Genomic DNA, 20187 nt, shown 5'->3' with positions numbered 1-20187 from the left:
TGGGGCCATCAGCCTTTTAGAGGGTCTTGGCCGAAGCCGGATTAATCATCCGCGCCAACCCAAGGTTCTTCAGCGCCAATTGCAGCGAGCTGTGGATAACTTGCGGGTTGTCGATGGTCATCAGCTCCGCGAGCAATTCCTTGGCCTTGCTCAGGTTGATCTGACGCAACATCCACTTCACTTTCGGCAGGTTGGTGGCGTTCATCGACAGGCTGTCGAAGCCCATCGCCATCAACAGCACCGCCGCCGCTGGATCACCGGCCATCTCACCGCAGATACTCACTGGCTTGCCTTCGGCATGCGCGTCACGCACCACGCTCTGAAGGGCTTGCAGCACCGCCGGGTGCAGATAGTCGTAGAGGTCGGCTACCCGCGGGTTGTTTCGATCCACCGCCAACAGGTACTGGGTCAGGTCGTTGGAACCGACCGACAGGAAGTCTACTTGCCGCGCCAGTTCCTTGGTCTGATAAACCGCTGCCGGAATTTCGATCATCACGCCGATCGGCGGCATAGGCACGTCACAGCCTTCGTCGCGGACTTCGCCCCAGGCCCGGTGAATCAGGTGCAGGGCTTCTTCCAGTTCGTGAGTGCCGGAGATCATCGGCAGCAGAATCCGCAGATTGTTCAAGCCTTCGCTGGCCTTGAGCATGGCGCGGGTCTGCACCAGGAAGATTTCCGGGTGGTCGAGCGTGACGCGAATGCCGCGCCAGCCGAGGAACGGGTTGTCTTCCTTGATCGGGAAGTACGACAGCGATTTGTTGCCGCCGATGTCCAGGCTGCGCATCGTCACCGGTTGCGGGTGGAATGCGGCGAGCTGCTCGCGATAGATCGCCAGCTGCTCCTTTTCGCTTGGGAACCTCTGATTGATCATGAACGGCACTTCGGTGCGGTACAGACCGACGCCTTCGGCGCCGCGCTTCTGCGCCCGCGCCACATCCGCCAGCAGGCCGGTGTTGACCCACAGCGGCATGCGGTGACCATCGAGGGTCACGCACGGCAAGTCCCGCAGTGCATCCAGCCCGAGGGCCAGTTGCTTCTCTTCCTCGACCACTTCGGCGAACTGCTTGCGCAGCACTTCGCTGGGGTTGGTGTAGACCTCGCCGTGGTAACCGTCGACGATCATCTGGATGCCGTCGACCTTGGAATACGGCAAGTCGACCAGGCCCATCACCGTCGGGATACCCATGGCGCGTGCCAGGATCGCCACGTGAGAGTTGCCGGAACCGAGTACCGACACCAGGCCGACCAGTTTGCCTTCCGGCACCTCGCCGAGCATTGCCGGCGTCAGTTCTTCGCTGATCAGAATGGTGTTGTCGGGGTAGACCAGGGTCTGCTGACGCTCTTCCTGCAAGTAGGCGAGCAAGCGCCGACCGAGGTCCTTGACGTCCGAGGCGCGCTCACGCAGGTAGGCGTCGTCCATCAATTCGAAACGGTTGACGTGTTCGGCGACCACCTGACGCAATGCGCCTTGGGCCCACTGGCCAGTCTTGATCACGGTAGTGATTTCGCTACCCAGTGACGCGTCGTCGAGCATCATCAGGTAAACATCGAACAGCGCGCGCTCTTCCGGGCGCAACTGGTTCGCCAGTTTGGCGGACAAGGCGCGCATGTCGGCGCGCACGCCTTCGATGGCGGTCTTGAACAGCCCGAGCTCAGCCGCGATGTCGGTGATGGTCTTGTCCGGCACCACGTCCAGGTCGGCCGGCGGCAGCATGACCACCGCGGTACCGACCGCCGCACCCGGCGAACCCGGTACGCCGATGAACTTGGCTTCCTGGATGCCCTTGCCCTGACGGCCCAGCCCGCGGATCGAACCGGTGGCCTCGGCGTGGGCGATAACACCGGCGAGCTGCGCGCTCATGGTCACGAGGAAGGCTTCTTCACCTTCGTCGAACTGGCGGCGTTCTTTTTGCTGAATGACCAACACGCCGACAACGCGGCGGTGGTGAATGATCGGCGCCCCGAGGAACGAGGCATAACGCTCTTCACCGGTTTCGGCGAAGTAGCGATAGCGCGGGTGATCCGCGGCGTTTTCGAGGTTCAGCGGTTCTTCACGCGTGCCGACCAGGCCGACCAGACCTTCGTTGGGTGCCATGCTGACTTTGCCGATCGAGCGCTTGTTCAAGCCCTCGGTGGCCATCAGCACGAAGCGGTTGGTCTCAGGGTCAAGCAGGTAGACCGAGCAGACCTGGCTGCCCATGGCCTCTTTGACGCGCAATACAATAATGCCCAACGCCGCCTTGAGATCCTTGGCGGAGTTAACTTCCTGGACGATCTTGCGCAGCGTATTGAGCATGGCTCGGGGTCGAACTCCGTCGTCAGTCGCGCGATAAAAGGCGCGGGGCAAGCTCTTTGAGAGCGCGTCGATACACTTCGCGCTTGAATGTCACCACCTGGCCCAACGGATACCAATAGCTGACCCAGCGCCAGCCATCGAATTCCGGTTTACCGGTCAAATCCATCCGCACCCGCTGCTCGTTGGAGACCAGGCGCAGGAGAAACCATTTCTGTTTCTGGCCGATGCACAGCGGTTGGCTGTGCGTGCGGACCAGACGTTGCGGCAAACGATAGCGCAACCAGCCCCGGGTGCAGGCGAGAATTTCAACATCTTCGCGCTCTAGACCCACTTCTTCGTTCAACTCGCGGTACAAGGCGTCTTCCGGCGTCTCCTGGGGGTTGATCCCGCCCTGTGGAAACTGCCAGGCATCTTGATTGATACGGCGAGCCCATAGCACCTGTCCGGCATCATTCGTGAGAATGATCCCGACATTGGGGCGGAAACCATCGGGGTCGATCACGGCAACAACCTCGCAAACGCATGTCGCCGCATTGTTCCACAAAGGTTGTGATAGCAGCAACGAGCCGGTCTACCTTATGTGCACTCTTGTGAAAAGTCCGTATTCTGGACGCCTTTCTACAGACTTTTCAGCGAGTAACTGCAATGCGGCTGGCTTTATTCGACTTGGACAACACGCTCTTGGGCGGTGACAGTGACCACGCCTGGGGCGATTACCTGTGCGAGCGCGGCTTCCTCGACGCCGTCGCCTACAAGGCACGCAACGACGAGTTCTATCAGGATTACCTGGCCGGCAAGCTCGATAACGATGCCTACCTGAACTTCTGCCTCGAAGTCCTCGGCCGCACCGAGATGGCCACGCTGGATCAATGGCACCTGGATTACATGCGCGATTGCATTGAGCCGATTGTCTTGCCCAAGGCTATCGAACTGCTGGCCAAGCACCGCGAGGCCGGCGACAAACTGGTGATCATCACCGCGACCAACCGTTTTGTTACCGGGCCGATTGCCCAGCGTCTGGGCGTCGAAACCCTGATCGCCACGGAATGTGAAATGGTTGATGGCCGCTATACCGGGCGCAGCACCGATGTTCCGTGCTTCCGGGAAGGCAAGGTGACGCGGTTGAATCGTTGGCTGGAAGAAACCGGGTATTCGTTGGAGGACAGCTATTTCTACAGCGACTCGATGAATGATTTCGCGCTGCTGGAGCAAGTGGCCAATCCGGTTGCGGTCGATCCGGACCCGAATTTGCGCGCTGAAGCCGAGAAGCGTGGCTGGCCGGTGATTTCGTTGCGCGATTGAAATCGCCTGTAGCAGCTGCCGAGGTACGAGGCTGCGTTGGGCTGCGTTGGGCTGCGCAACGGCCCCGGGGGGCGGTCCTGCGGACACGCAACGCAGCCTCGTACCTCGGCAGCTGCTACAGATTTCGCGCTAAACCGGCTTGGCCCCCATCAACCCCGCAATGGCGATAAAGCAGACAAAGCTGAACAGCGCCAACGCCAACGTAAACCTCCCAGTGCCCGCTGCCGGCGCTTTACGCAGCCGATTCAGCCGCACCAGCAACCAGAACCAGCCCAACGCCGCGACGGTGTACAGCACACTGGAAGCCAACAACCAGACCTGCCCCAGCGGCCAGCCCACCAGATGCACCATCCACCAGCCGGTAAACGGCATGCTCAGCAGCGCCAGCCCCATCACCAGCCAGATAAACACCCACGGTCGCTGCAACGTGCGCGTGTGAGCCGTTGCGTCGCCGTTACGGCGCGTGCGCCAGACCCAGATCGCCAGACCCAGCGCGCTGACCAGCAGCAACACCGTCGCCACCATATGAGCGATTTTCAGGGCGGTTAATGTTTCCATTGTTCGATTTCCTTATGGCCTGGCCATCAGCGTAGCCGCTCAGCCGAGAAACAGCTGATAGGCCGGGTTGTCGCTTTCGTCCCAGTACGGGTAGCCGATTTCTTCCAGCGCTGCGGGCACCAGATGACGTTCTTCATGAGGCACTTGCAGGCCCGCGACCACACGACCATCCGCCGCGCCATGGTTGCGGTAGTGGAACATCGAGATGTTCCAGCGCCCGCCAAGCTTGTTGAGGAAGTTGAACAGCGCGCCCGGACGCTCCGGGAATTCGAAGCGCAGAATCACTTCATCCACCACATGCGCCGCACGTCCGCCGACCATGTGGCGGATGTGCAACTTGGCGAGTTCGTTATCGGTCAGGTCGAGCACCGGGAAACCCTGCTCGGTCAGGCTGGCAAGCAGCGCACTGCGCGGATCGTTTTCCGGGTGCGTCTGCACGCCAACAAAGATGTGCGCCTCGCTGCCAGTGTTGTAGCGATAGTTGAATTCGGTGATCTGGCGCTTGCCGATGGCCTCGCAGAACGCCTTGAAGCTGCCCGGTTTCTCGGGGATGGTCACGGCGATAATCGCTTCGCGGCCCTCGCCCAGTTCGGCGCGCTCGGCGACGTGGCGCAGGCGGTCGAAGTTGACGTTGGCACCGGAGTCGATGGCCACGAAGGTATGCCCGGTGACACCGCGCTGCTCGACGTACTTCTTGATCCCGGCCACGCCCAAGGCGCCGGCAGGTTCGGTGATCGAGCGGGTATCGTCGTAGATGTCCTTGATCGCCGCGCAGATTTCATCGGTGCTGACAGTGATCACTTCATCGACATAGTCTTTGCAGATGTCGAAGGTGTGCTGACCAATCTGCGCCACAGCGACGCCGTCGGCGAAGAGGCCCACGGTCGGCAGGATCACCCGTTCACCAGCGGCCATGGCGGCTTGCAGGCAGTTGGAATCGTCTGGTTCGACGCCGATGATTTTGATTTCAGGTCGCAGGTACTTCACGTATGCCGCGATCCCGGCGATCAGTCCGCCACCGCCTACCGGGACGAAGATTGCGTCCAGACGGCCAGGGTGCTGGCGCAGGATCTCCATGGCCACCGTGCCCTGCCCGGCAATGGTGTGGGGATCGTCGTAAGGGTGGATGTAGACGTAGCCTTTTTCGTCGACCAGTTTCAGCGAGTAGGCCAGGGCTTCCGGGAACGAATCCCCGTGCAGCACCACTTTGCCGCCACGTGAGCGCACGCCTTCGACTTTGATTTCCGGGGTGGTCTTGGGCATCACGATGGTCGCTTTCACGCCCAACACTTTCGCCGCCAGGGCCAGGCCTTGGGCGTGGTTGCCCGCGGAAGCCGTGACCACGCCGCGAGCGCGTTCTTCATCGGAAAGCTGCGTGAGCTTGTTATAGGCGCCACGAATCTTGAACGAGAACACCGGCTGCAAGTCTTCGCGCTTGAGCCAGATACTGTTGCCCAGCCGCTCGGAGAGCTGGCGGGCAGTCTGCAATGGGGTTTCTACGGCAACGTCATAAACGCGCGAGGTGAGGATCTTTTTGACGTACTGTTCGAGCATCGGAAAGCATCACTGAGCGGGTTGGGCAGGGCCAAGGAGTCTAACCCGGCTTTCGCCTGAGCGACCACACTAAACAGGTGGTTTTAGCCGCTCACTGGCGCTGGAGATCCATTGTGGCGAGGGAGCTTGCTCCCGTTGGAGCGCGAAGCGGTCCCCCTGCATTCTTTCAGACATACCGCGCGGGCAGGTTTTTACGGCTGCTGCGCAGCCGAGCGGGAGCAAGCTCCCTCGCCACAGGCAAGCCCCATCGCCACCATTCGACATACCGGCAATGACCTTCCCCATCGCGAAGCCTATAATGCCGGCCTTTCGTTCCCTCTTCGGCACTTCGGAGCCCGCATGACCCAGGATCAACTCAAACAGGCAGTGGCTCAGGCCGCCGTCGACTTCATCCTCCCGAAACTCGACGACAAGAGCATCGTCGGGGTCGGCACCGGCTCCACCGCCAACTGCTTCATCGACGCACTGGCCAAGCACAAAGGCGCGTTCGACGGCGCGGTCGCCAGTTCCGAAGCCACCGCCGCCCGCCTCAAGGGCCACGGCATTCCAGTGTATGAGCTGAACACGGTCAGCGACCTGGAGTTCTACGTCGACGGCGCCGACGAAAGCGACGAGCACCTGAACCTGATCAAGGGCGGCGGCGCAGCCCTGACCCGCGAGAAGATTGTGGCGGCTGTGGCCAAGACCTTCATCTGCATCGCCGACGCCAGCAAACTGGTGCCGGTGCTCGGTGCGTTCCCGCTGCCGGTAGAAGTCATCCCGATGGCCCGCAGCCACGTGGCCCGCGAGCTGGTGAAGCTGGGCGGCGACCCGGTTTACCGCGAAGGCGTGCTGACCGACAACGGCAACATCATCCTCGATGTGTTCAACATGCAGATCACCAACCCGGTGGAGCTGGAGAAGCAGATCAACGCCATCGTCGGCGTGGTCACCAACGGTTTGTTCGCCGCACGTCCGGCGGATTTGCTGCTGCTGGGCACCAGCGAAGGCGTGAAGACCCTGCGCGCAAAATAAAACATACGCAAAACCTGTGGGAGTGAGCCTGCTCGCGATAGCGGTCTTTCAGTCAACATCTCCATCGACTGACACGGCCTCATCGCGAGCAGGCTCGCTCCCACAGTAGATTTGGGGTGTTGGTCAGGGTTGTGCCGGTTTTTTGAAGACGTAGAACAGGTTCGGCTCGCTCACCAGGTACATCGTGCCGTCGTCATCCATGGCGATCCCTTCCGCTTGCGGCACTGTCTTCTGCAACCCCTGACGCCCCTTGCTCAGCGACATGGTGCTCAGCGGTCGCCCGTCTACATCAAGCTCCAGAATCAGCCGCGATTCATCCGACAACGCCAACAGATGGCCGCTGCGCTCGTCGTATTGCAGGCTCGACAGGTCCGTCACGAACATCCCGGCATCGCGCTTGGGGTTGTTCACTACGTGCACTGCGTAGGATTTTTCCGGGTTGTAATGGGGAAAGCCCTGCACTTCGTAGATCAACATCGGGTCGCGTTCCTTGGCGACAAACAACCGCTTGCCCACCGAGTCGTAAGCCAGGCCTTCGAAGCCCTTGTTGCCGCTCATGTGTACACCAAGGGTCATCTGCTCGGCATCCGCCGCGTCGAGGAACGTTGTGTCGTTTTCCAGATGAATCTTGATCAGCCGCTGCTCGCGCTCGTCAGTGATCACGTAGGTGTCGGCACTGATGAATTCCACGGCTTCCGGATCGCCAAACCCGACCAACGCAATGCGTCGAATAATCTGACCGTCCAGCGACAGCTCGATCAGCTCTGAGTTTTTGTTGGTGACGGTGAACAGGCTTTTGCGCACAGGATCGAAGGTCAACGCCGACACATCGTCATCCAGCCCGACAATGACTCGCGCCTCGACCGCTACCTGGTACTGATCCAGAGCGATGGACTGACCGTTCATGGGCTGCCAAAGGGTGTTCAGGTTGAACCAGGCGCGCTCGAACAGGCGCAGGTACTGGCCGGCCGCAACCAAAGCGATCAGCGCAATGACCGACACAATCAGAATCAGGGGTTTGGGGCGGGCAAGTCGGCGCATTCGGGCAAAGCTCGGAATCAAAACGGGTGGATGAAATACCACGCCAGTCTGAATTGAAGCTTAATGGCCAGTGGCCGCGGTCCCGCAGGTGTACCCCAACGGACGGCCGCGCGCCACCCTCACGGCGGGCTTATTTGTGCTTTTCGAAGCGGTAGAACAGGTTTGGTTCGCTCACCAGATACAACGTGCCCGCTTCATCCATGGTCACGCCTTCGGCGCGAGGGATGGTCTTGTTCAAACCATTGAAGCCGCTCAGCAAGGTCATGAAGCTGACCTGCTCGCCCTTCTCGTCCAGCTCCAGCAACAAGTGCGAGTCAGCAGACAGCACCAGAATATGGCCCGTGCGCGGGTCGATGGCCAGGGCCGAGAGGTTGCGGATGTCCAGTTCGTCACTGGCGAGTTTTTGCTTGTCACCGGTGAGTGTCTGGCCGTCGTTGCTTTTCCAGGTGAACAACGCCGGGGGACGTTCTACACCCAGCCACATTTGCTGATTGCGCGAATCCCAGGCAATGGCTTCGAACGCCTTGTTCTGGTCTTTCGAAGGACCGAGGTCGTATTTCGGGAAGTTGGCGATGTTCAGCTCGCGGGTATCGGCATCGACCTTGACGATGGAGAGCATGTGGTCGCGCTCATCGACGATGGCCAGCAGACCGTTGCCCATGGAGGTGACCCCCTCCGGATTGCTCCAACCCACCAGCGGCATCTTGCGCAGCACGTCGCCTTGCAACGTCAGCTCGACCAGGAACGGTTTATTGCCCATGACCGAAAACAGGGTTTTTGACTGAGGGTCGTAAGCCAGGTCCGACGCCTCGTCCTTCTCCATGCCCGGCAGCACCTTGGCATCGATCACTGCCCGATAATCCGGTAGCCAGATGCTTTCCTGGCGTTCGGCGGGGCTTTCGAAACGCTCCAGCAGCCAGAGCACGCCTCGGTCATCCCAATGCATCGCGAACGCGAGGCCATAGGCGGCAGCGGCCACCAGCAAAAGCCAGGAATACCAACGCATGACAAAGCGCGAACGGCGGACAGTTTTAAGCTTGGGCAGGGGTTGGGTGACCATCGAGGGATGCGTTCCAGAAATTCAGGCTAAGGGTAATAGCACAAGTGGGACCGGCTCAGACGCCGCAAGTCCTGGAATTATCCGGACGGGATGTGAAAAAAACGGGAAATGGCGGTAAAGCCCTTTGCGGGCACCCCAGCCTGATGATCGTTCCCACGCTCCGCGTGGGAATGCATCCCGTGACGCTCCGCGTCACATTCGAAGCGGGACGCGGAGCGTCCATGGCGGCATTCCCACGCAGAGCGTGGGAACGATCATCACAGGGGTCAGCGGTGATCTGACTAGCGGACGCTGCTGGTGAAGCGGCTGACGCCTGGCAATTCCAGCACCAGTTCGTCACCGACATTCAGCGGACCGACGCCAACCGGCGTACCCGTCAGGATCACGTCACCGGCCTGCAGCGAGAAGCAACCGGCCATGTGCTGGATCATCGGCACGATCGGGTTGAGCATCGCGCTGCTGTTGCCATCCTGGCGCACTTCGCCGTTGATGGTCAGGCGGATGCCGATGTCGGTCAGGTCAGCGAACGTGCTGCCCGAGACGAATGGCGCAATCACCGCCGCACCGTCGAAGGACTTGGCGATTTCCCACGGCAGGCCCTTGGCTTTCAGCTCGGCCTGCTTGTCGCGCAGGGTCAGGTCCAGGGCCGGGGCGAAGCCAGAAATAGCATCCAGCACTTCTTCACGGCTCGGTTTGGTCGACAAAGGCTTGCCGATCAACACCGCGATTTCCGCTTCGTAATGCACCGAACCACGTTCGGTCGGAATGCTGAAACCACCTTCCAGCGGCACGACGCAACTGCCCGGCTTGATGAACAACAGCGGTTCTGTAGGCACCGGGTTGTCCAGTTCCTTGGCGTGTTCGGCGTAGTTACGGCCGATGCACACCACTTTCCCCAACGGAAAGTGAATACGCGTGCCGTCGACATACTGGTGCTGATAGCTCATTACCGCCCCCTGTTTCGTAGCTTTTAAATTCAGAAGTCAAACAGCGAAAATCTTGCCCGGGTTCATGATGCCGTTCGGATCGAACACCGCTTTGACCGCTTTCATGTACTCGATCTCAACCGGCGAGCGGCTGTAGGTCAAGTAATCACGCTTGGTCATGCCCACGCCGTGCTCGGCGGAAATCGAGCCGTTGTACTTCTCGACGGTTTCGAACACCCACTTGTTGACGGTCGCGCACTTGGCGAAGAACTCGTCCTTGCTCAGGTTTTCCGGCTTGAGGATGTTCAGGTGCAGGTTGCCGTCACCGATGTGGCCGAACCAGACGATTTCGAAATCCGGGTAGTGTTCGCCGACGATCGCGTCGATTTCCTTCAGGAACGCCGGGACTTTCGACACAGTGACCGAAATGTCGTTCTTATACGGCGTCCAGTGGGAAATGGTTTCGGAGATGTATTCGCGCAGCTTCCAGAGGTTCTGCAGCTGGGTTTCGCTCTGGCTCATCACGCCGTCCAGCACCCAGCCCTGCTCAACGCAGTGCTCGAAGGTTTCCAGGGCGTGGTTGGCCACTTCTTCGGTGGTCGCTTCGAATTCCAGCAGCGCGTAGAACGGGCAATCTGTTTCGAAGGGCGCGGGTACGTCGCCCCGGCCCATGACCTTGGCCAAGGCTTTATCGGAGAAGAATTCGAAGGCGGTCAGGTCGAGCTTGCTCTGGAACGCGTGCAGCACCGGCATGATCGAGTCGAAATCGGTAGTACCGAGGACCATCGCGGTGAGGTTTTTCGGCGCGCGGTCCAGACGCATGGTGGCTTCGACCACAAAACCGAGGGTGCCTTCAGCGCCAATGAACAGCTGGCGCAGGTCGTAACCGGTGGCGTTCTTGATCAGGTCTTTGTTCAGTTCCAGCAGATCGCCCTTGCCGGTGACCACTTTCATGCCAGCGACCCAGTTGCGGGTCATGCCGTAGCGAATGACCTTGATCCCGCCGGCATTGGTGCCGATATTGCCGCCAATCTGGCTGGAACCTGCCGAAGCGAAATCCACCGGGTAGTACAGGCCTTTTTCTTCGGCGACGTTCTGCAGGTGTTCGGTGACCACGCCCGGCTGGCAGACCGCAGTGCGGTCAGTCAGGTTGACGTCGAGAATCTGGTTCATGTAGTCGAAGGACACGACGACTTCGCCGTTGGCAGCCACGGCAGCGGCGGACAGCCCGGTACGACCGCCGGACGGCACCAGCGCAACCTTGTGCTCATTGGCCCAACGGACGATGGCCTGGACCTGCTCGGTGGTCTTGGGAAACACGATGGCGGTCGGGGCCGGGGCGAAATGCTTGGTCCAATCCTTACCGTAAGCATTCAGGGAGTCGGCATCGGTCAGCACCTTGCCAGGCTCAACCAGGGTCTTCAGCTCTTCAATCAGGGCAGGATTGGTCATCGACAGAACTCTCGAACAATTCATGGTCATCCTGAGAACGCTTCACGTCGCAGGAATGAGTGTTTAGCGGGGTGCGTATGCTAGCATACCGACCCCGCAGGGTAGTGCCCAACGGCTATTCTGCGGTAACGGCATTCTTGCCGTTCGGGTCAGCGTCTGCTGGCTATTTCCTGCCATTTTTCTCCGGGATACAGGTTTACGCAGATGAGCAAGACTTCTCTCGATAAGAGCAAGATCAAGTTCCTTCTTCTCGAAGGCGTCCACCAATCGGCTGTCGACGTCCTCAAGTCGGCGGGCTACACCAGCATCGAGTACCTCACAGGTTCTCTGCCGGAAGCCCAGCTGAAGGAAAAGATCGCTGATGCGCACTTCATCGGCATTCGCTCGCGCACTCAACTGACCGAAGAGATCTTCGATCACGCGAAGAAACTGGTCGCTGTCGGCTGTTTCTGCATCGGCACCAACCAGGTCGACCTTAACGCTGCCCGCGAACGCGGCATCGCCGTGTTCAACGCTCCGTACTCCAACACTCGCTCCGTTGCCGAGCTGGTGCTGGCCGAAGCGATCCTGTTGCTGCGCGGCATCCCTGAGAAGAACGCTTCCTGCCACCGTGGCGGCTGGATCAAGAGCGCTGCCAACTCCTTCGAGATCCGTGGCAAGAAGCTCGGCATCGTCGGTTACGGCTCGATCGGCACCCAACTGTCGGTTCTGGCTGAAGGCCTGGGCATGCAGGTGTACTTCTACGACACCGTGACCAAGCTGCCACTGGGTAACGCCACCCAGGTCGGCAACCTGCACGAGCTGCTGGGCATGTCCGACATCGTCACCCTGCACGTTCCGGAAACCGCAGCTACACAGTGGATGATCGGCGAGAAGGAAATCCGCGCCATCAAGAAGGGCGGCATTCTGATCAACGCTGCTCGCGGCACTGTGGTCGAACTGGATGCCCTGGCGGACGCGATCAAGGACAAGCACCTGATCGGCGCGGCCATCGACGTCTTCCCGGTGGAGCCACGCTCCAACGAAGAAGAGTTCGAAAGCCCGCTGCGTGGCCTGGACAACGTGATCCTGACCCCGCACATCGGCGGTTCCACCGCTGAGGCGCAAGCCAACATCGGTCTGGAAGTGGCGGAAAAACTGGTCAAGTACAGCGACAACGGTACCTCGGTATCGTCGGTGAACTTCCCGGAAGTGGCCCTGCCGGCTCACCCTGGCAAGCACCGTCTGCTGCACATCCACGAAAACATTCCGGGTGTGATGAGCGAGATCAACAAGGTCTTCGCCGAAAACGGCATCAACATTTCCGGTCAGTTCCTGCAGACCAACGAGAAAGTCGGCTACGTCGTGATCGATGTCGACGCCGAATACTCGGAAATGGCGCAAGAGAAGCTGCAGCACATCAACGGCACCATTCGTTGCCGCGTGTTGTTCTGATAGTGACTTGAGCGACAAAAAAAGGAGACCTTCGGGTCTCCTTTTTCATGGGCGCGACTAACGTTACTTAACGTTGACGGTGATTTTTTCCGAGACGATCGGCGGATCGAACGGCATGTGGCCGCTATCGCCCAGTTCCAGCTGCAAGGTGTGCTTGCCCGGTGTCAGCTTGATTTCGGCCTGGGTCTGCGCCTTGCCGAAGTGCAAATGGTTGGCATCATTCGGAATCGGGGCGCCAGCAGCTGGCAGTTTGTCGACGTCGATCAGCAAATGGTGATGGCCGGTGTTCTTGGTGACATCGCCCGCTGGCGCCAGCGCAATGTTCTCGACAGCGAACTTGACGACGACGGTCTGCGGAACCGTGGCGCCATCCGCAGGAGAAACGATGGATACTTCTGCACCTTTTGGAGCCGGTGTAGCCGCCGTTGCCAGCATCGAAGCCCCCATCAACAGGCCAGCCAATGCTGCACGTGACATAAAGGTTTTCATTTTCTTCTCCAGTTTTTTCGTAAAATCCGTGTGGCCATGACAACTTCACGGCCAATCGTTGTCGAAGGCACTCGACAACCATAGCAAAGCGAGCCTGTATCAGAGCATCGCAATAATGAATTCAAAGGAGTGACCATGCGCTTTTTGCCTGGCCTGATCTGCCTGCTACCCCTTCTGAGCCCTTTGGTTCATGCCGAACTGATTGACGATGTAAACGACCGCGGCGAATTGCGTATTGCCATTGAGGCTAATACACCGCCCTTCAATTTCAAGGAAGACGGCCAACTCTCGGGTTTTGAAGTCGAGTTGGGGCAAATGCTGGCCAATGAGCTGGATGTGCGGGCCGACTTCGTCATTACCGATTCCAACGATCTGCTGGCCGGTGTCGAAAGCGGTAAATACGACATCGCCATCAACCACATAGCAGTGACCCCGGACCTCAAGGATCGTTTCGATTTCAGCGAGCCTTACGTTCAGACCAACCCGCAATTGATCGCGCAGAAGGAAGAGCCACGTTCGATTTTGCTGGTGCAGTCGCTGACGCAAGAGAAACCAAAAGACACATCGCCGGTTAACCTGGCGATTCCGTTTCAGAAGGGCAACCCGGCGTTTCATGCCAGCCTGGAGAACGCCCTGCAGCGGATCAAGGCGGATGGGCGACTGGAGGCACTGGAACAGAAGTGGTTGGGAGCGGATGCGAGCGTGGCGCCGAAACCCTGATTTCAGGCTGATGAGTAACCCTGTGGGAGCGAGCCTGCTCGCGAAAGCGGTGTATCAGTCGACATTAGGCTGCCAGACATATCGCCTTCGCGAGCAGGCTCACTCCCACAGTGGTTTTGTGTAGGTTCTCAGTCGAGTGTTGCCAGGGCCTGCGCCGCTTGTAGCAACTCGATTTCGCTGAAGACCTGAACCCCATTGCGCTTGAGCAATGCGGCAGTCACGCCCTCGCCACTCACCTTCACCCCACTGAACGTCCCGTCGTAGGTCAACAGATTCCCGCAAGACGGGCTGTTGGCCTTGAGCACGGCAATGCGGATGCCGTGCTTTTGCACCAGTTCCAACGCCTGAAAAGCCCCCGAGAGAAACTCGGCGCTGACGTCCTCGCCCTCGGTGGTGATCACTGAGGCGTGGCCATCCAGCACTTCACCACCCTGCCCGCCCGGAATTTCCGCGGCGGCCCTTGGCGTCGGCAAGCCACCGGCCACCTCCGGACACAATGGCACCACTCGACCTTCATCAAGCCACTGCTGAAGCTGATCGAACGGCCCACTCGCACCGCCGTCGTAACGTACGCGGTAGCCCAGCAGACAGCGGCTTACCAGAATTTTTTGCATGATCAGAACGGCTCGTTGCCACGGCGCCGGAACCAGCCGGTCAACGACAGGCGATCGCGGGTCGCGGGCAGGACTTCATGGGGCACTTCACCCGACAGGAACACCACCAGGCAACCACCGGCGGGCACCACATCATGTTCGAGGCTTTCATCGAGGTACATGCGCAACTGGCCGCCGTGCTCGGGCAGCCAGGCGTCGTTGAGATAGACCACCGCCGACACCATGCGCCGGTCGTCGTCGCGGAAACGGTCGACATGCTTGAGGTAGAACGCGCCGGGCGGGTACAGCGCGAAATGGCTTTCGAAATCTTCCAGGCCCAGAAACAAACCGCGATTCATCGCCTCGCGCAGGCTGTCCATCAAATCCAGATAACTGTCACACGCCAACGCCTGGCCGCGCTCGATCCACTGGATATGGTCGCCGCGAATCCCCTCGCGAACTTCGGATGTCGCCCCGCGCCCTACGGCGGCCGGGGCCAATTCGCCCTCGGCAGCACGTTTACGGCACTCAGCCGCCAGTTCCCGGGTCAGACCCAGAGGAAGGAAAATATTCTGCTGCGACCAGCCGTGCTCGGCCAGGTCGTCGACGATACGTAACAGCAGCGGGTGATCAGAGGGTATTCGCATGCCGCGCATAGTATTCCTGTGCCTGAAAATCCGACAGAGCCGCGCAGCGGGTTGATACGAATTCTCGACAAGGACGAATGCCACACGGAGAATAGTCGCCTGCTGACAGGAGTCCCTATGCGCCGTTTGCTTTTTTCACTGTTAATGTTCTGTGTATTGCCCGCTTGGGCAGACGGCCACGACCAGCTGTACAAGGTCGCCGGTTGGCCAGAACAACGCGCGCATTTCAACGACGCTCTCTCGGCCGCTCAGCAGCGGTACCAGAACAGCCTGCCGCCGGCAGTGTTCCAGGCGCTGGTGAATAACAGCAATCAGCGCTTTGCCCCCCAGGCCGTGGACCAGCGCGCCGAAGCGCAATTGCGCAAGGCCCTCGCCGATCCGAAACCTGCGCTGACATTCTTTCAGTCACCCTTGGGCAAGAAAATCGTGGCCGCCGAATTGCTTGCGACCCGTCGCGATCAGTTGGCAAAAAACGCCAAGGGCTTGCCCAAGATCCAGGCCAGCGACACCCGCATGCTGATCATCGGCCATCTGGCCCAGGCCTTGCCCGCTCGCGAAGCCGGCGCGGAAGTCAGCCTGGCGATCGCCGGCGTCGCGGCCGACAGCCTCAGTTCGATGATCCCCGGCCTGCTCGGCGGCGGTCAGGCTCAAGGCATGTTGAATGGTCAGCGTCAGCGCTTGATGGAGCAGATCGGCAACGACCTGAACAACACGCTGTTGTATGTCTATCGCGACCTGTCGGATGAAGAACTGGAAGAATTCGCGACCTTCGCCGAGTCCGCCGAGGGCAAGGCTTATTACCAGGCAGCCTTGGCGGCGATTCGCGCGGGGTTGGCGGTTGGGCAGTAATGTTTATCGTTATCGCGAGCAGGCTCGCTCCCACAGTGAGCGAGTTGTTCACATGTGGGAGCGGGCTTGCTCGCGATGAGGCCAGCACAGACGCTAAAGATTCCTGCCCTTGATCCGCTTGGTCAAAAACCCGAAATACTCGCGCCGCAACGCCAGCGTTTCATTCGCCAGGTGATGCCGTGCCTCAGGCAACATCAGCACTTGCGGCCGATCGAACTTGCCCCGCAACACTTCAAGGTTATGCTCCCAATCCACGGTCATGTCCGCCTGCCCCTGCACAATCAGCGGTCGCCGCATGCTGTACGGTGCGGCTTCGATGCGCTTGATCCAGCGCGCCAGCGCACCGACCCAGGCGGTCGGTAAACGAAGCGGCTGCAATGGGTCCGCTTGCAGGAAGGGCAAAAAATCCGGGTCGTTGGAGTTCTCGCTGAAGCGCCGGGCGATGGCTTTGACGAAAGGTTTGAGCAGGTAATAACTGAGCTGCGACCAGCCCCAGGCCCGCGGCCTTACCAACGGTGACAGCAAGATGACCTGGCCCTGGGCCGGACTGCTGGCCCCCTGATTGAGCACATGATCGATCACGATCGCGCCGCCCGTGCTTTGCCCGCACAGGTGCCACGGCTGCGGCAGATCGAGGGATTGCGCCTCGGTGAACAACCCTTGCAGCGTGTCCTGATACTCGGTGAAATCCTTGATGCTGGCCCGTTCGCCACTGGACAGCCCGTGTCCCGGCAGGTCGCAGGCAATCACCGCAAAATCCTGCTCCAGCGCCCACTCGATCACATGCCGGTAAAGCCCGGTGTGATCGTAATAACCGTGGAACAAAAACAGCGTCGCCTTCGCCCGCTCGGGCCACCAGACCTGGCTGACCACTTCATAACCATCGATCGCGAAACGCCCAAGGCCACTGCGCACGTTGCGCCCCGCAAAATCCAGCCCGTAGAAACGCTGGTAAGCCAGCGCTTCTACCGACAGCGGCTGCCAGTCGGCCAGCGGCCGCAGGCTGGCACGCAGGTGATCGGGGTCGAAAGTGGCAGACATGAGCAATTCCAGAACGCGAAACGGACTTTATGGGCCTGCGATATTCATCTGTTGGGGCAAGCATGGCAAGCTAGCGCACCTTCGAGGACTGAAATCCATGCGCTCGCCCTACCGCGCCACATTGCTTGCCAGCCTGCTCGCCCTCGTGTGTGCCGGCGTGCTGTGGGCTGCCTACGACTGGTTTGAGGGACGCTACCTGCGAGCGTTCAGCGAGCACACCGCGGTGTTCTCCGGCGACCCGCTGCGCCTGCCCGATAACCTCGCCGGCCCCGGCGCCATCCGCCTCGTGCATTTCTGGGACCCGGCCTGTCCGTGCAACGTCGGTAACCAACAACACCTCAGCGAACTGGTTGAGCATTATGTACCGCAAGGCGTGGAGTTTTATGCGGTACAAAAGCCTGGCAGCCACGGCCAGTTGCCGAACACCTTAAGCAGCCTGAAAAGCATCGCGGTCCTGCCGGGTTCCGAACAGATCCCCGCAAGCCCGGCCGTGGCGATCTGGGGTCGCAACGGCAAACTGGCGTATTTCGGCCCGTACAGCGAAGGCCTGACCTGCAATTCCAGCAACAGCTTTATCGAACCGATTCTGCAAGCGTTGAACGAAGGCCGCGCGGTGAATGCCACGCACACACTGGCCGTGGGTTGTTATTGCCCGTGGCCAGTCGACACACAGAAGCAAACGCTGACAGGAGACGCGAATCCCTCCTAAGTGCGATGGCCAGGTCGGCAAGCCGTGTTAAACAGTGGCGCCAGGAACTGCTGCCACACATAACAACAAGGAATCACCATGAAACGCAGCCTGACCGTCCTCGCCCTGCTGGTTGCCGCGCTCGCCGCAGGTGCAGGCTGGTACGTTTTCAGCAAGCAGCCGACACGCCAAGGCATGGTGGAGCTGCAACACCTGCAAGGTTCAGTCACCGTGCGCTACGACGAGCGCGGCATCCCGCACATCCGCGCCGATAACGAAACCGACCTGTACCGCGCCCTCGGCTACGTGCACGCCCAGGATCGGCTGTTCCAGATGGAAGTCCTGCGCCGCCTCGCCCGCGGCGAGCTGGCCGAGGTACTGGGCCCGAAACTGCTCGACACCGACAAGCTGATGCGCAGCCTGCGCATTCGCGAACGCGCCGACACCTACCTGGCGAACATGGACAAACAGTCGCCGGCCTTTATCGCCATGCAAGCCTATCTGGATGGCATCAACCAATATCAGGACGGCCATTCAAAACCTGCGGAATTTGATGTACTGGGCATTCCCAAACGTCCTTTCACCGCCCAGGACACCATCAGCATCGCCGGTTACATGGCCTACAGTTTTGCTGCGGCGTTTCGCACCGAACCGTTGCTGACCTACGTGCGCGATCAGTTGGGCGCCAACTACCTGAACGTCTTCGATCTCGACTGGCAGCCCAAGGGTGTACTGACGAAAAACCGCCGCGCTGCCCTGCCGCCCCTCGCCAGTACCGACTGGAAAGACCTCAACGCCCTCGCCCGTCTCAGCGAACAGGCGCTGGCCGACAACGGCTTGCCGCAGTTCGAGGGCAGCAACGCCTGGGCGGTCTCCGGCAGTCGGACCAAAAGCGGCAAGCCGCTGTTGGCCGGCGACCCGCATATCCGTTTTTCCGCGCCGTCGGTGTGGTATGAAGCGCAGCTCTCGGCACCGGGTTTCGAGCTCTACGGCCACTATCAGGCATTGATGCCATTCGCCTCTCTCGGGATGAACCGCGACTTCGGCTGGAGCATCACCATGTTCCAGAACGACGACCTCGATCTGATTGCCGAGAAGATCAACCCGGACAACTCCAATCAGGTCTGGTATCGCGGCAAGTGGGTGGACATGGTGACCAGCGAACAGCAGATCGCGGTCAAGGGCCAGGCACCAGTGACATTGGTGCTGCGCCAGTCGCCCCACGGCCCGATCGTCAACGATGCGCTGGGCAGCAGCGTCGGCAAAACGCCGATCGCCATGTGGTGGGGTTTTCTCGAAAGCCAGAATCCGATCCTTGAGGGCTTCTATCAGCTCAACCGCGCCGACACCCTGGCCAAGGCGCGCAGTGCCGCTGCAAAGATCCAGGCGCCGGGCCTGAACATCGTCTGGGCCAACGCCAAGGGCGACATCGGCTGGTGGGCAGCAGCGCAATTGCCGAAACGTCCGGCGGGTGTGCGTCCGGGATTCATACTCGATGGCAGCACCGCCGACGCGGACAAGGAAGGTTTCTACCCGTTCAGCGCCAACCCGCAGGAAGAGAACCCGGCACGCGGTTACATCGTCTCGGCCAACTTCCAGCCGGTGTCGCCGACCGGCATGGAGATTCCCGGTTACTACAACCTGGCCGATCGTGGCCAGCAGCTCAATCGCCAGCTCGGAGACAAAAACATCAAGTGGGATCTGGACGCCAGCCAGAAGCTGCAACTGGGCACCACCACCGCTTACGGTCCGCGCTTGCTGGCGCCGTTGTTGCCCGTACTGCGAGAAGTGGTGAGCGACCCCGCCGAACTCAAAATGGTTGAGCAACTGGCCCAATGGCAAGGTGACTACCCGCTCGATTCCACCAGCGCCACGCTGTTCAACCAGTTCCTGTTCAACCTGGCTGACGCGACGATGCATGATGAGCTGGGCAATGACTTCTTCGAGACTTTGCTGTCGACCCGGGTGATTGATTCCGCACTGCCTCGCCTGGCCGCGACTGCCGATTCGCCGTGGTGGGACAACCGCAACACCCCCGACAAGGAAACCCGCGCCGATACGGTCAAGGTTGCGTGGCAGGCGAGCATTGCTCATCTCAAGGCCTCCCTCGGCCGCGATTTCGCGCAATGGCAGTGGGGCAAGGCGCACACGCTGACCCATGGCCATCCGCTGGGACAGCAAAAGCCGCTGGAGCGGATTTTCAATGTCGGCCCCTTCGCGGCACCCGGCACCCATGAAGTACCGAACAACCTCTCGGCCAAAATCGGCCCCGCGCCATGGCCAGTGACTTACGGCCCCTCGACCCGGCGCCTGATCGACTTCGCCGACCCGACCCACAGCCTGACCGTCAACCCGGTCGGCCAGAGTGGCGTACCGTTCGACAGCCACTATGACGATCAGGCCGAGGCGTATATCGAAGGGACCTACTACCAGGCGTATCTCAACGACGAAGAAGTTACGGCCAATACCCGCAGTACGTTGAAGCTGTTGCCGGCGCGTTCAGCTCAGTAGTTGATCGTTCCC

Annotated in this window: 19 protein-coding genes; 7 read left to right on the top strand and 12 right to left on the bottom strand. The window is 60.3% G+C overall.

Annotated elements, in window-relative coordinates:
• Positions 1 to 16: 16 nt before the first annotated feature.
• The gene (gene ptsP / locus ACQ4OB_RS25385) at positions 17 to 2296 is read right to left on the bottom strand and encodes a phosphoenolpyruvate--protein phosphotransferase (protein WP_430956687.1); all 2280 of its coding nucleotides are present in this window, start codon (positions 2294 to 2296) and stop codon (positions 17 to 19) included.
• A 22-nt stretch (positions 2297 to 2318) separates the two neighbouring features.
• Positions 2319 to 2798: an RNA pyrophosphohydrolase gene (locus ACQ4OB_RS25380; protein WP_008150514.1), complete on the bottom strand. Its 480-nt coding sequence runs from the start codon at positions 2796 to 2798 to the stop codon at positions 2319 to 2321.
• A gap of 143 nt (positions 2799 to 2941) precedes the next feature.
• Between ACQ4OB_RS25380 and ACQ4OB_RS25375 the strand changes: the two genes are divergently transcribed.
• Positions 2942 to 3598, top strand: a complete 657-nt coding sequence (locus tag ACQ4OB_RS25375; protein ID WP_430956686.1) for an HAD family hydrolase — start codon at positions 2942 to 2944, stop codon at positions 3596 to 3598.
• A gap of 129 nt (positions 3599 to 3727) precedes the next feature.
• On the opposite strand, the gene ACQ4OB_RS25370 is transcribed toward ACQ4OB_RS25375, so the two are convergent.
• Entirely contained in the window at positions 3728 to 4156 is a 429-nt protein-coding gene (locus ACQ4OB_RS25370) for a DUF2269 domain-containing protein (RefSeq protein ID WP_430956685.1), read from the bottom strand.
• A gap of 39 nt (positions 4157 to 4195) precedes the next feature.
• Positions 4196 to 5710, bottom strand: a complete 1515-nt coding sequence (ilvA, locus tag ACQ4OB_RS25365; protein ID WP_074871749.1) for a threonine ammonia-lyase, biosynthetic — start codon at positions 5708 to 5710, stop codon at positions 4196 to 4198.
• A 339-nt stretch (positions 5711 to 6049) separates the two neighbouring features.
• Between ilvA and rpiA the strand changes: the two genes are divergently transcribed.
• Positions 6050 to 6724, top strand: coding sequence for a ribose-5-phosphate isomerase RpiA (rpiA, locus tag ACQ4OB_RS25360; protein WP_074871751.1), 675 nt, complete (start codon positions 6050 to 6052; stop codon positions 6722 to 6724).
• Between the two features lie 123 nt (positions 6725 to 6847).
• On the opposite strand, the gene ACQ4OB_RS25355 is transcribed toward rpiA, so the two are convergent.
• From ACQ4OB_RS25355 to ACQ4OB_RS25340, 4 genes are all read right to left on the bottom strand, one after another.
• Entirely contained in the window at positions 6848 to 7765 is a 918-nt protein-coding gene (locus ACQ4OB_RS25355; protein ID WP_074871753.1) for an SdiA-regulated domain-containing protein, read from the bottom strand.
• A gap of 130 nt (positions 7766 to 7895) precedes the next feature.
• Entirely contained in the window at positions 7896 to 8825 is a 930-nt protein-coding gene (locus tag ACQ4OB_RS25350; protein ID WP_430956684.1) for an SdiA-regulated domain-containing protein, read from the bottom strand.
• A 281-nt stretch (positions 8826 to 9106) separates the two neighbouring features.
• Complete coding sequence (locus ACQ4OB_RS25345) at positions 9107 to 9772, bottom strand: fumarylacetoacetate hydrolase family protein (protein WP_074871756.1); 666 nt, start codon at positions 9770 to 9772, stop codon at positions 9107 to 9109.
• 36 nt (positions 9773 to 9808) lie between these two features.
• Positions 9809 to 11203 (bottom strand): FAD-binding oxidoreductase, encoded by a 1395-nt coding sequence (locus ACQ4OB_RS25340; RefSeq protein WP_076029383.1) that lies wholly within the window; start codon positions 11201 to 11203, stop codon positions 9809 to 9811.
• 204 nt (positions 11204 to 11407) lie between these two features.
• Here ACQ4OB_RS25340 and serA point away from each other — a divergent pair, with 204 nt between their 5' ends.
• Positions 11408 to 12637: a phosphoglycerate dehydrogenase gene (gene serA, locus ACQ4OB_RS25335; RefSeq protein WP_305447314.1), complete on the top strand. Its 1230-nt coding sequence runs from the start codon at positions 11408 to 11410 to the stop codon at positions 12635 to 12637.
• 63 nt (positions 12638 to 12700) lie between these two features.
• Here serA and ACQ4OB_RS25330 read toward each other — a convergent pair whose 3' ends face one another.
• The gene (locus ACQ4OB_RS25330) at positions 12701 to 13126 is read right to left on the bottom strand and encodes a DUF4399 domain-containing protein (RefSeq protein WP_008150497.1); all 426 of its coding nucleotides are present in this window, start codon (positions 13124 to 13126) and stop codon (positions 12701 to 12703) included.
• A 135-nt stretch (positions 13127 to 13261) separates the two neighbouring features.
• Here ACQ4OB_RS25330 and ACQ4OB_RS25325 point away from each other — a divergent pair, with 135 nt between their 5' ends.
• The gene (locus ACQ4OB_RS25325) at positions 13262 to 13846 is read left to right on the top strand and encodes a transporter substrate-binding domain-containing protein (RefSeq protein ID WP_074871762.1); all 585 of its coding nucleotides are present in this window, start codon (positions 13262 to 13264) and stop codon (positions 13844 to 13846) included.
• Between the two features lie 128 nt (positions 13847 to 13974).
• Here the strand turns inward: ACQ4OB_RS25325 and ACQ4OB_RS25320 are convergent, their stop codons facing one another.
• Both ACQ4OB_RS25320 and ACQ4OB_RS25315 read right to left on the bottom strand, forming a co-directional pair.
• Positions 13975 to 14460, bottom strand: a complete 486-nt coding sequence (locus tag ACQ4OB_RS25320) for a DUF523 domain-containing protein (RefSeq protein ID WP_430956683.1) — start codon at positions 14458 to 14460, stop codon at positions 13975 to 13977.
• Positions 14461 to 14462: 2 nt separating this feature from the next.
• Entirely contained in the window at positions 14463 to 15095 is a 633-nt protein-coding gene (locus ACQ4OB_RS25315) for a 2OG-Fe(II) oxygenase (protein WP_430956682.1), read from the bottom strand.
• A gap of 108 nt (positions 15096 to 15203) precedes the next feature.
• Between ACQ4OB_RS25315 and ACQ4OB_RS25310 the strand changes: the two genes are divergently transcribed.
• The gene (locus tag ACQ4OB_RS25310; protein WP_074871766.1) at positions 15204 to 15935 is read left to right on the top strand and encodes a DUF2059 domain-containing protein; all 732 of its coding nucleotides are present in this window, start codon (positions 15204 to 15206) and stop codon (positions 15933 to 15935) included.
• Positions 15936 to 16028: 93 nt separating this feature from the next.
• Here ACQ4OB_RS25310 and ACQ4OB_RS25305 read toward each other — a convergent pair whose 3' ends face one another.
• Positions 16029 to 16976 (bottom strand): alpha/beta hydrolase, encoded by a 948-nt coding sequence (locus ACQ4OB_RS25305; protein ID WP_430956681.1) that lies wholly within the window; start codon positions 16974 to 16976, stop codon positions 16029 to 16031.
• A 97-nt stretch (positions 16977 to 17073) separates the two neighbouring features.
• Between ACQ4OB_RS25305 and ACQ4OB_RS25300 the strand changes: the two genes are divergently transcribed.
• A complete protein-coding gene (locus tag ACQ4OB_RS25300; RefSeq protein WP_430956680.1) occupies positions 17074 to 17685 on the top strand; it encodes a DUF6436 domain-containing protein in 612 nt (203 codons plus the stop codon).
• Between the two features lie 78 nt (positions 17686 to 17763).
• Positions 17764 to 20175, top strand: coding sequence for a penicillin acylase family protein (locus ACQ4OB_RS25295; RefSeq protein WP_430956679.1), 2412 nt, complete (start codon positions 17764 to 17766; stop codon positions 20173 to 20175).
• Positions 20176 to 20187: the final 12 nt, after the last annotated feature.

This window comes from Pseudomonas sp. ES4 (assembly GCF_050586665.1).
Taxonomy (GTDB): domain Bacteria; phylum Pseudomonadota; class Gammaproteobacteria; order Pseudomonadales; family Pseudomonadaceae; genus Aquipseudomonas; species Aquipseudomonas frederiksbergensis.
This window is presented reverse-complemented; position numbering and strand designations above follow the sequence as displayed.

Excerpts from the sequence above, each read along its gene's own strand:
- ptsP (WP_430956687.1), bottom strand. The coding sequence starts at position 2,296 with ATGCTCAATACGCTGCGCAAGATCGTCCAGGAAGTTAACTCCGCCAAG.
- ACQ4OB_RS25375 (WP_430956686.1), top strand. The coding sequence starts at position 2,942 with ATGCGGCTGGCTTTATTCGACTTGGACAACACGCTCTTGGGCGGTGAC.
- ACQ4OB_RS25370 (WP_430956685.1), bottom strand. The coding sequence starts at position 4,156 with ATGGAAACATTAACCGCCCTGAAAATCGCTCATATGGTGGCGACGGTG.
- ilvA (WP_074871749.1), bottom strand. The coding sequence starts at position 5,710 with ATGCTCGAACAGTACGTCAAAAAGATCCTCACCTCGCGCGTTTATGAC.
- rpiA (WP_074871751.1), top strand. The coding sequence starts at position 6,050 with ATGACCCAGGATCAACTCAAACAGGCAGTGGCTCAGGCCGCCGTCGAC.
- ACQ4OB_RS25355 (WP_074871753.1), bottom strand. The coding sequence starts at position 7,765 with ATGCGCCGACTTGCCCGCCCCAAACCCCTGATTCTGATTGTGTCGGTC.
- ACQ4OB_RS25350 (WP_430956684.1), bottom strand. The coding sequence starts at position 8,825 with ATGGTCACCCAACCCCTGCCCAAGCTTAAAACTGTCCGCCGTTCGCGC.
- ACQ4OB_RS25345 (WP_074871756.1), bottom strand. The coding sequence starts at position 9,772 with ATGAGCTATCAGCACCAGTATGTCGACGGCACGCGTATTCACTTTCCG.
- ACQ4OB_RS25340 (WP_076029383.1), bottom strand. The coding sequence starts at position 11,203 with ATGACCAATCCTGCCCTGATTGAAGAGCTGAAGACCCTGGTTGAGCCT.
- serA (WP_305447314.1), top strand. The coding sequence starts at position 11,408 with ATGAGCAAGACTTCTCTCGATAAGAGCAAGATCAAGTTCCTTCTTCTC.
- ACQ4OB_RS25330 (WP_008150497.1), bottom strand. The coding sequence starts at position 13,126 with ATGAAAACCTTTATGTCACGTGCAGCATTGGCTGGCCTGTTGATGGGG.
- ACQ4OB_RS25325 (WP_074871762.1), top strand. The coding sequence starts at position 13,262 with ATGCGCTTTTTGCCTGGCCTGATCTGCCTGCTACCCCTTCTGAGCCCT.
- ACQ4OB_RS25320 (WP_430956683.1), bottom strand. The coding sequence starts at position 14,460 with ATGCAAAAAATTCTGGTAAGCCGCTGTCTGCTGGGCTACCGCGTACGT.
- ACQ4OB_RS25315 (WP_430956682.1), bottom strand. The coding sequence starts at position 15,095 with ATGCGCGGCATGCGAATACCCTCTGATCACCCGCTGCTGTTACGTATC.
- ACQ4OB_RS25310 (WP_074871766.1), top strand. The coding sequence starts at position 15,204 with ATGCGCCGTTTGCTTTTTTCACTGTTAATGTTCTGTGTATTGCCCGCT.
- ACQ4OB_RS25305 (WP_430956681.1), bottom strand. The coding sequence starts at position 16,976 with ATGTCTGCCACTTTCGACCCCGATCACCTGCGTGCCAGCCTGCGGCCG.
- ACQ4OB_RS25300 (WP_430956680.1), top strand. The coding sequence starts at position 17,074 with ATGCGCTCGCCCTACCGCGCCACATTGCTTGCCAGCCTGCTCGCCCTC.
- ACQ4OB_RS25295 (WP_430956679.1), top strand. The coding sequence starts at position 17,764 with ATGAAACGCAGCCTGACCGTCCTCGCCCTGCTGGTTGCCGCGCTCGCC.